The sequence below is a fragment of the Galbibacter kalidii genome, from assembly GCF_026241135.1.
Classification (GTDB): Bacteria; Bacteroidota; Bacteroidia; order Flavobacteriales; family Flavobacteriaceae; genus Galbibacter.
Genome location: NZ_JAPFGA010000038.1, coordinates 1 through 8,813, shown reverse-complemented (window position 1 = coordinate 8,813; position 8,813 = coordinate 1). Strand labels below are relative to the sequence as shown.

The window sequence follows — 8,813 nt, the reverse complement described above, 5'->3', positions numbered from 1 at the left end:
TGTATTTGTAGTTGATCATCTGTAGGGGGCTGCTCTCGGTGTTCCCCACTTTCTTCGCCTTGAGCTGCCCCAGGTCGTCGTATATGTTCCCGGCGATTAGCTCCGTGCTGCCACCGAGTGCCTGTTCCTGCTTGAGCAGCCTGCCCCTGTGGTCGTACCCGAACCTGTCCACCGTCACGATGGCCGGGCTGCGAGACGTTCGCGCAGCACTCGTACTATTTTTATTCATTTACTCTTCGGAGAATAAATGTTTTGCCTTTTTTAATGAATCCAATATTTGATTTCGCATTTCTATATAATCTCTAGTTTTTATATTCTCAATTCTATTTATCAAATCATTTATATTAATTTCATCATTTATAGGGTTTGCTAAGGTATTAAGTATAGCTTTTCTTTCTAACGAACTATCTTCTGACATTAACTTTAACACAAGGCCTGGTTCATTATGTAAGACTTTAAATAGAACTTCATTGCTAAATTCCATATATTCAACATTATTTATGCACTCACTATCAAATGTCAATAAAAACAATTCTATCATTTTATTATCCAAACTGCTAACATTATTATATGTTTCTACTATAACATCAATATTACATTTAATTGAATCTTTTTTTTCAATTGTATTTGTAACCTCTTTTGATGTCACCTCTTTTCTTTTTGATAATATTTTTTTTTCAGTTAAAAGTGAATCCAAAGCCATATTTGAGACTTTGTTTACTTTATTACTTTCTTCTTTTGCATTTTGATTACAACTATATAGAACACTTAATAAAAATAAGAGTATTAAGTATTTATTCATTCTTATAAAAATATCCATATTATTTCTTTTTTTGATTTTCTAAATAATTTTTTATTTGAATTATTTTTCCATCTATCTTTAATAATAAAACATGTAAATCTGTTTCATCACCATCCCCTCTAACTACGTTTATAGTACCAGAAGAGTCCCCTTTAGTTTCAGATGAATTAGTCCAATTAAAATTATTAAAAAAGGCTTCCGCGTCATCAGGATCACATGTTATACATCCAGCAGATCCTCTACTATTATAATTTCCATTGTCACTAGCCCCTGAGTGATAATTTACATATTGCATAGTAACATCATTTCCTTCAGGGTCTTTGCCATCTGTTTTTCTATCTCCCTTGTCATCAATATTAAGTCCTTTTTTAGTACCACCTTTATGACCGCTTCTATTATTATACTTATGCTCTCCTTCATTCAATGTATTATATTTCGTTGAATTATCACTATTAGATTTAGAATTAGGATAGGTACTACTGCTATAAGGTCCATTTACTTCACCTGTCTCCTCATTTAAATAGTAAGTTTCTCCAGTATATGTTGTTCCTGAAGTACCATCATCTTGAGGTCTTTCATCTTTATCTATAACCAATACTGACTCTAGCCCTTCAAGTTCTACCGCATCAACAACCCTATTCTCAGAAAAATTGTAAACCCCATTATGCACATAATCTTCCGCTAATGGGTCAACCTGCCAGAACCTACCTATTGCAGGGTCACTTATACGATATCTCCATTCATGGGTATTGAGCCCTAAATCTTCGGTAAATTCTTGATCTTGAAAAGTTTTCAGATTGTTCTTCACCCCGTACATTCCGATATTATACCCTTTATGTTCAAGCCCAAAAGGATAATAATTTTGCTCCCTTCTAATTTCGGAAGTTCCTACGGCTCCATCTCTATTCTCATCCGCATAAGTAATCCTTACATTGCTTTGATGATCCTTAAGATAATAAACATATTGATAACCTCCACTAGATTTCGGTTCAAAATATCCTTCCGGATGGCTCACCTGCTTTAACAGATTATTCTCATATATATAGTTTCCGGCATAATCAGTAGTAGTAACATTACCTCCCTGGTTCTTTATTTTTCGAAGTTTTGTACCGTCTGCGGAATATTTGTAATCCAATACCCCCGAATTTGTCCCTGTTACCGTAATCTTTGTAGGCATATTTAGGTGGTTGTAGGCGATACCTGTAATCCCCTTGTTCCTGTCCCTTAGGGTATTCCCGTTGGCATCCCTGCCATAGTCATTGTCGCTGTTGGTCCCGTCCTTAAAGCCTTCAGGGTTATTGCTCCCGTCATTCACCTTGACCAAAAAGTTCCCTCCATTGTAATAGTTATAGGTCAGGTCATCCATCGTATTGTATGAGCTGCCCACCTTCCCTTTACGTTGCAAGGCGGTAATGTTCCCGTTCTTGTCATAGGCAATACCGCTCACATTATAGTTGGTGGTATTGTCTATAGCCTGAGTGATTCTATTAAGTGCATCATAGCTGTAGGTATATTGACCACTTACAGGGTTGGTCGTATTGTTGGCACTTTGGGTATTCCATAAGGTCTGACCGATGTTCCCGTTGAACAGCTTTTTATCGGTATCAGCGGTTTTTCCTCATGAAAAAACCGCAACTTTTTTACTGGTTGTGGTTTTGCAGCTATTATTGTTCTACCTACGGCAGATAATCCTCCCTGCGCTAGGTAAATGCTTAAAATTTCCGCTTTGTTTAGCCTCTTTTTGGTCGCTTACTTTTACCGTCACCCGTTGCAAACGGGGGATATAAAAAGACTGCCAGGTGGGCTGCTTCTGTTTTTTTAGTCAGACATGACAATGTTACGGATATTGTAATTAACAGAATCACCTTTAACCGTAATTATTGAATATATCTCCAATAAATTTAGACCCAGCAAAGGAGAGTGATTTGTACATATGGCATCGAAACCCTCCCCTAAATAATGATCGGTCTTTTCATCTTCATTTAAAAGTCGAGCTTGATACTTTTCATCTTTTCCCTTGATTTCCAACATCATATCTTCATCAGAATGAATAACATATCTACTATTTTTTGGTGTATACATTTCCAAAATACTTATTTGACCATTCTTGATATTCAACTTTTCTTCATGCCTTATCAACTCCTCCAAGAAAGGTTTTCTTTTTGAAATATATAAATCCACTAATTCATCAAAGCTCTTAATCCTTTTGCCTTCTACAAAAAAAGGCGGGTGATTAATGGTGTCTATGAACCGTTGATGATTAACCTCGCAATTATTGTTAATGGTTTGCATCATAGATGTTTTCCATTCCCCTAAATCAACTTTGTCTATTAAACTTTCACCCATATCGGGTTTACACCCAATAAAGATTACCAAAGCCAACAAATAATATATTTTATTCCTTAATTCCATCTAAGATCAGTTGTTTTCCTGGGGCAGGTTTTTTTGCCCTATTTGATATTTTTGAACCAAAATGTGAATATCCTCCTCTATAATCTTTCACTCTGGCACTATAATAAATTTGTCTAGCGGTAGCACCCGCTTGCTGATTATGCGCTTGTTGATTCTGTGATTTAATAGCATAATCTTTTTTAGTAGCCAGTCTATAATATCCAGGGTATTCTGTCCCTTGTGCTTGTTTTCCGTAAACATTTCTTCCTCCGTAATGGGTTCTTTCATCAAGTCCAAGTTCTTTTCTTACCGAATTTTCTCTTTCAACCGCATACACTTCATCGCTTCTATCATAAGATGCTCTTCCTTGATTGTCGAGTAGCAAACCTCTCTCATTTCCTTTGGTAATGGATTCAAAGTGTCCTAATTCGTGAGCCAATGTGGTGGAAGAGTTCTTGTATAATTTCTCCCCATTTCTCCCATTATCTGAGTCGAAAAAACCTTCCCCATCAGCATTATACCCCACTACATTGTATTCGCCTTCCAAATTTTGACCTCCAACTCCATCGAACGTATTATTACCAAGTTCTCCTTCGATATCAGCAAAGACTAGCGTTCTCTTATTGTTAATAGCATTCATAACTAAATCATTCCCTGTATCTGAAGATGCAGCTAACAAAGCCAATTGAAACAACACTTTATTTCTATATTCTTCATCACCATATATTGCAATTCTTTGCCCATCAGGATCAATATAGAATACAGGATTGTTAGCTGTATATACATATGGAGACAGGTAATCGTAATTCTCCGCCAATGGATCAATATTCATCCACCTACCCAATGCGGGGTCATAGTTCCTTGCCCCAAAATCATAGGTGTTGATATCAAGGCTCTCATCAAACTCTTTCCCGTTGTACTTCCACCGTTGCGCCACATCATTTCCAAGTGAGGAAATCCCCGGACCATATCCTTTGTGTTTCAGCCCAAAAGGATAATAATTGCTCTCTTCAACAATCTCATCGGTAGCCACACTACCGTTGTTATTGGCATCCATATAACTCAACCTTACATTCCCCAAGTGGTCCTTGTACTGGTAAACATAATCATAGTCACTGCCATTCGGGGTCACATAGCCCTCTGCATGGTTAAAGAACTCGAGTTCTGGCCCTTCCCCTGTATGATCATCTCCATAAATATAATTCCCAGCGTAATCCGTTGTTTTTTGCAAGATAAGACCACAACTTTTTTATGGTTGTGGCTTTTTTGCTATTATTGTTGCTCGAAGTCAGGAGACATTCGTACAGCATTAGAACTTATTATTTTTTTCATTTACTCTTTGGAGAGCGGAGTTATTCCTGAAACATCGTGAATATAGTTAATTTTTCAATTGTCTTTCTCATGATAAACACACAATAATCTTATAAGTAATAAAAATTAAACTATCATTTCTGCTTGTAGCAAAATCAAGTCTTTTGTTTCTGGTTTGGAGAATGCTTGTAAAGAGATTTCACTAGATCCTCCATCACCCCCAGTCCTATAAACAACACACCTCTCAGAACAAAAATCCAAAGTCAATTTAGCATAATCAATATAGGAACTATTACTATGGTTAATCACATAGTCATTTATAACCTTTCTAATAAATAATTCTTTATTTTTAATCGTCTTACCAAAATTGATTATAAAACTACTTGTATTCGATAAAAAAAACTTTGAAACTGTATGAATCGTATCTTGATTTAGCTCTATTAGAATCCCGAACATAGAATAACCTTCTAATAAGTCAACTTCTAGTTCAAAACAAAAATCTGAGGAAAGTTTAAACTCCTTTTTTATAAAACCTTTGTAAGACCTTAATTTTGTTTTTTGCTTCTGACATAACTCGCAAACAAACAGATATGAAGAGTTTTCAGATTTCATAAAATAGTCGCGCAAAAAGTTTTCATAGGGGCTAAACAAATCCTCCCCTTCTGATTCAGCTTCGAATAATATTTCTATAACCTCTATTTCTTCTAACTTCTCCTTTTGACTATTATTGAGCTCGCTTAAATTAAAACTCTCATCTGTATTCCAAGCATTCCAATAGAAGTATGTATTAATTAAGTTACTATGCTGCTTAATAGAAACCATAAATCATTAGTTATCGTAATAGTGATGTTGTTTCAGTTTAGTACCTTTTTGTCCTGCATTAAAATGGCGGCCTTGTATACCTCCATCCTTGTATATCTTAGCATTATCTCCTCTAATAAGTATTTTTTTGCCACTAGAATTTGTATACTCATATACTTTAAGCAGCTTTCCCGTTCCTTTTTCACGTACATTGAAAACTCTATCAGGTTGTTTGCTCCTTGGTACTTTGTTACCAATTTTAGCCTTTCTAAATGCCTGTCTTCTGGTAACGCTGCTCGTATTCAATTTTATTTTCGGAATCTTTTTAGGGCCACCTCCAATCAAACCAGCTGCTCCTAGCCCTGCTAAATAAGGCCCAGAGATTACATTACCTTCTGCACCGACATTATAGTTCCCACCCTCACCTTGTTCTACTCTGTATCCTTGCAGATTTAGGGCCATTTCTGCAACAAAATGATCCCATCCAGATAACTCCCATATAGCTGGAAAATCTCTTATAAACTTTTCTACCTGAACGTCTTCGCTTCTTAAAAACTCTCTTTTTCCTTTATCAAAATTAGAATCTGAATTCGAAACTTCTACTTCCCCTAAAACAGTTATATGTTTTTCATCACTTTCCCTATAATCGTCATAGATTTCAGAATCAGGGCATGCTACTACATTTCCATTACCATCATAACATTTTCCACCGTCTGGATCAAAAGAAACTACAGGGTTATTACCCATTGCCACATATGGAGAATGAAATTGTTCATATGGATCGGCAGTAATAAACCTTCCTATTGTTGCATCATAATGCCTTAATTCAAACTCGTACATTTCATAACCCAAACTCTTAGTGAGTTCCTGCCCCTGATATTTAAATTTCTTCGCTACATCATTTCCAAGCGATGAAATCCCTGGACCATAACCCTTGTGCTGTAAGCCGAAAGGATAATAATTACTCTCTTCAACAATCTCATCAGTAGTCACACTACCATTGTTGTTGGCATCCATATAGCTCAACCTCACATTGCCCAAGTGGTCTTTGTACTGGTACACATAATCATAACCACTGCCATTGGGGGTCACATAACCCTCAGCATGGTTAAAGAACTGCAATATTGGCCCTTCCCCAGTATGAACATCTTCATAGATATAGTTCCCGACATAGTCTCCACCGCGCCGCCTGGCCTGATCGCTAAAAATGCCTGCTAGGCATTTTTTTAACGCTCCATCCTGTCACAGAACCTCCTTCGGTCACCTCTTTTCTCAGTTTGGTGCCCGAAGCGTTGTAAATATAGTTAATTCGTTAGTTGTTTTTCTCAAGATAAAACCACAACTTTTTTACTGGTTGTGGCTTTATTATTTTGTTGTTGCAGTTATTGCTATACCTACGACAGATAATCCTTCCTGCGCTAGGTAAATGCTTAAAATTTCGCTTTGTTTAGCCTCTTTTTGGTCGCTTACTTTTACCGCCACCCGTTACAAACGGGCGGTTAATCATTAACTTTAATGGTAGTAAAATATGTTCCTTCATAACTTCTGCCATATGGATTACTAAACTCTAACAATCCTTTTAATTTTAATTTTTCAACCCCCAATTTCTTTTCATATCTAAATCCTCCATTTATAATTTCTAAGGTATCAGGATTAAATAATTTCCTTTCTGGATTTAAAGAAAAACTATCAACTAATATAGTGTTCATCTTTGACTTTTTATTAAAATTGTATCCCACAAATACGATTTCTCCCGTAATTGTAGAATTTGGCTTATAAGTATTCTGTGGAGATGGTATATCCCTTAAGGAAATACTATCAAAAATATACTTGTTATGAATTTCCTCTAATATAATCTTTAAAGAGTCATTTTCAGCTTTCAATTTTTCATATTCACTTAATTTTTTTTTATTACATCCACATATAACAAAAAAATTTACCATTAACAATGCTACTATTCTATTCATTTTAATCTATTTTATAATTTTAAGTTTAAAGAGTCTAACAGTCTTTGGTTATTATTATCCATTTGTTCTCCCTGAGACTGAAGTGATTGTTCAGATGCCCTATTTACACTATCAACTTTTGACTTTGGAACAGTCACTTCTACATTTTCAATATTTCCAAAGGAAGTTACTTGAGAATTGCTATTAACTACTGTTGTAATTGTTCCTGCCTTCTTAGTAATAAAAGTTGTATCAGGTTCCGATTTATTTGAAGTTTCCATTGACCCTCCACCATCGGGTACATTGTCAACAGAATCAACTGAATTACTGACATCACTTGCTGATTCAGCGCCGTCCGCAAAGGAACTTGCAGCATTCTTTTTCGCCGGATTCTTTGCGTTGGTCATTCCATTACCTCTTGATGCTTTCTTGCCTCCGGCTACTGTCATCAATGGTTCCAGACCTGTGACATCAACTTCTTCTACTGTTCCATCTGTTTTGGTTACCGTACTTGGATCACCTGAAGGCTGCCCATCTTCCGTCACATATTCATAGCCATTGGAACTGCTTCTATCCGATCCCGATCCTTCAACATTGATTGGATCCATTCCCAGAAAACTCCCAATTGCAGCTGCCGCTTTTACAGCCCACCCAAGGGGAGAAGGTACTATAGGCCCGCAACAACTTCCAGATGGCATCATTCCATCATAATCTATAAAATATATAGGATTATCAAAAGCGTAGTTATAAGGCGAGTGCCTTCTCATTTTCTCCGCCAATGGATCAATATTCATCCATCTTCCTAAAGCAGGGTCATAGTTACGTGCCGTAACATCATACCAATTCAAATCAAGTTCTTCTTGATACTGCTTTCCTCCAAACTTCCACTGTTGTGCCAACGCATTTCCATCTGGTGAAACAACGTTATTATATCCTTTTTGTTTCAATCCAAAGGGATAATAATTACTCTCTTCTACTATTTCATTTGTGGCAATACTTCCATTGTTGTCTGCATCTTGGTAAGAAAGCCTGATATTCCCCAAGTGGTCCTTATACTGGTAGACATAATCATAGCCCCCACTACCGCTCGGGGTCACGTAGCCTTCTGCATGGCTGAAGAACTGTAACTGGTTGTTCTCATAGATGTAGTTACCGGCATATTCCGTTACCTTACCCGTGCTTACCGTTTTCTTTAACTTGACTCCCGTCGCATCGTAAATATAAGAAATATTTCCACCGGTTATGGTAACGCTTGTCGGTAAATTCAGATGGTTATAGGTGATACTGGTTATCCCTTTATTGGCATCACTGGTCATATTCCCATTGACATCGTATTCATATTCCGTTGCCGTATTGGCACCATTTACAAAGCCTTCTGTTCCAGATGGGTCCTCAACCTTCCTTAACCTGTTACTTACCCCATTGTTATGGTAGCTGTATGTAAGGTCATCGATACGCCCCGTTCCATTGTTCCTCCATAGGCCGGTAATGTTCCCGTTCTTGTCATAGGCCCCTACCGATATATCATATCCCGATGACCGGTTATACCCTCCTGTGGTCTT

The 8,813-nt window shown here is 36.9% G+C and carries 8 protein-coding genes; all 8 read right to left on the bottom strand.

Annotated elements, in window-relative coordinates; genetic code table 11:
* Nucleotides 1–229 precede the first annotated feature (229 nt).
* Entirely contained in the window at nt 230–820 is a 591-nt protein-coding gene (locus tag OOZ15_RS19500) for a hypothetical protein (RefSeq protein ID WP_265958121.1), read from the bottom strand.
* Nucleotide 821: 1 nt separating this feature from the next.
* Nucleotides 822–2,249, bottom strand: coding sequence for an RHS repeat-associated core domain-containing protein (locus OOZ15_RS19495; RefSeq protein WP_265958120.1), 1,428 nt, complete (start codon nt 2,247–2,249; stop codon nt 822–824).
* Between the two features lie 371 nt (nt 2,250–2,620).
* A complete protein-coding gene (locus OOZ15_RS19490; RefSeq protein WP_265958119.1) occupies nt 2,621–3,214 on the bottom strand; it encodes a hypothetical protein in 594 nt (197 codons plus the stop codon).
* The gene (locus tag OOZ15_RS19485) at nt 3,198–4,424 is read right to left on the bottom strand and encodes an RHS repeat-associated core domain-containing protein (protein WP_265958118.1); all 1,227 of its coding nucleotides are present in this window, start codon (nt 4,422–4,424) and stop codon (nt 3,198–3,200) included. Before OOZ15_RS19485 ends, OOZ15_RS19490 begins: the two co-directional genes overlap by 17 nt.
* Before the next feature lie 206 nt (nt 4,425–4,630).
* A complete protein-coding gene (locus OOZ15_RS19480; protein ID WP_265958117.1) occupies nt 4,631–5,326 on the bottom strand; it encodes a hypothetical protein in 696 nt (231 codons plus the stop codon).
* 6 nt (nt 5,327–5,332) lie between these two features.
* Nucleotides 5,333–6,427 (bottom strand): RHS repeat domain-containing protein, encoded by a 1,095-nt coding sequence (locus OOZ15_RS19475; protein WP_265958116.1) that lies wholly within the window; start codon nt 6,425–6,427, stop codon nt 5,333–5,335.
* Between the two features lie 377 nt (nt 6,428–6,804).
* On the bottom strand, nt 6,805–7,272 hold the full coding sequence (locus tag OOZ15_RS19470; RefSeq protein WP_265958115.1) for a hypothetical protein: 468 nt from the start codon (nt 7,270–7,272) through the stop codon (nt 6,805–6,807).
* 11 nt (nt 7,273–7,283) lie between these two features.
* Nucleotides 7,284–8,813 (bottom strand): RHS repeat domain-containing protein (locus OOZ15_RS19465; RefSeq protein WP_323053958.1); only part of this gene is annotated, 1,530 nt, incomplete at its 5' end.

Bases quoted from the DNA above. Each gene is read 5' to 3' on its own strand.
- OOZ15_RS19470 (WP_265958115.1), bottom strand. From the start codon at position 7,272: ATGAATAGAATAGTAGCATTGTTAATGGTAAATTTTTTTGTTATATGT.
- OOZ15_RS19500 (WP_265958121.1), bottom strand. From the start codon at position 820: ATGGATATTTTTATAAGAATGAATAAATACTTAATACTCTTATTTTTA.
- OOZ15_RS19480 (WP_265958117.1), bottom strand. From the start codon at position 5,326: ATGGTTTCTATTAAGCAGCATAGTAACTTAATTAATACATACTTCTAT.
- OOZ15_RS19490 (WP_265958119.1), bottom strand. From the start codon at position 3,214: ATGGAATTAAGGAATAAAATATATTATTTGTTGGCTTTGGTAATCTTT.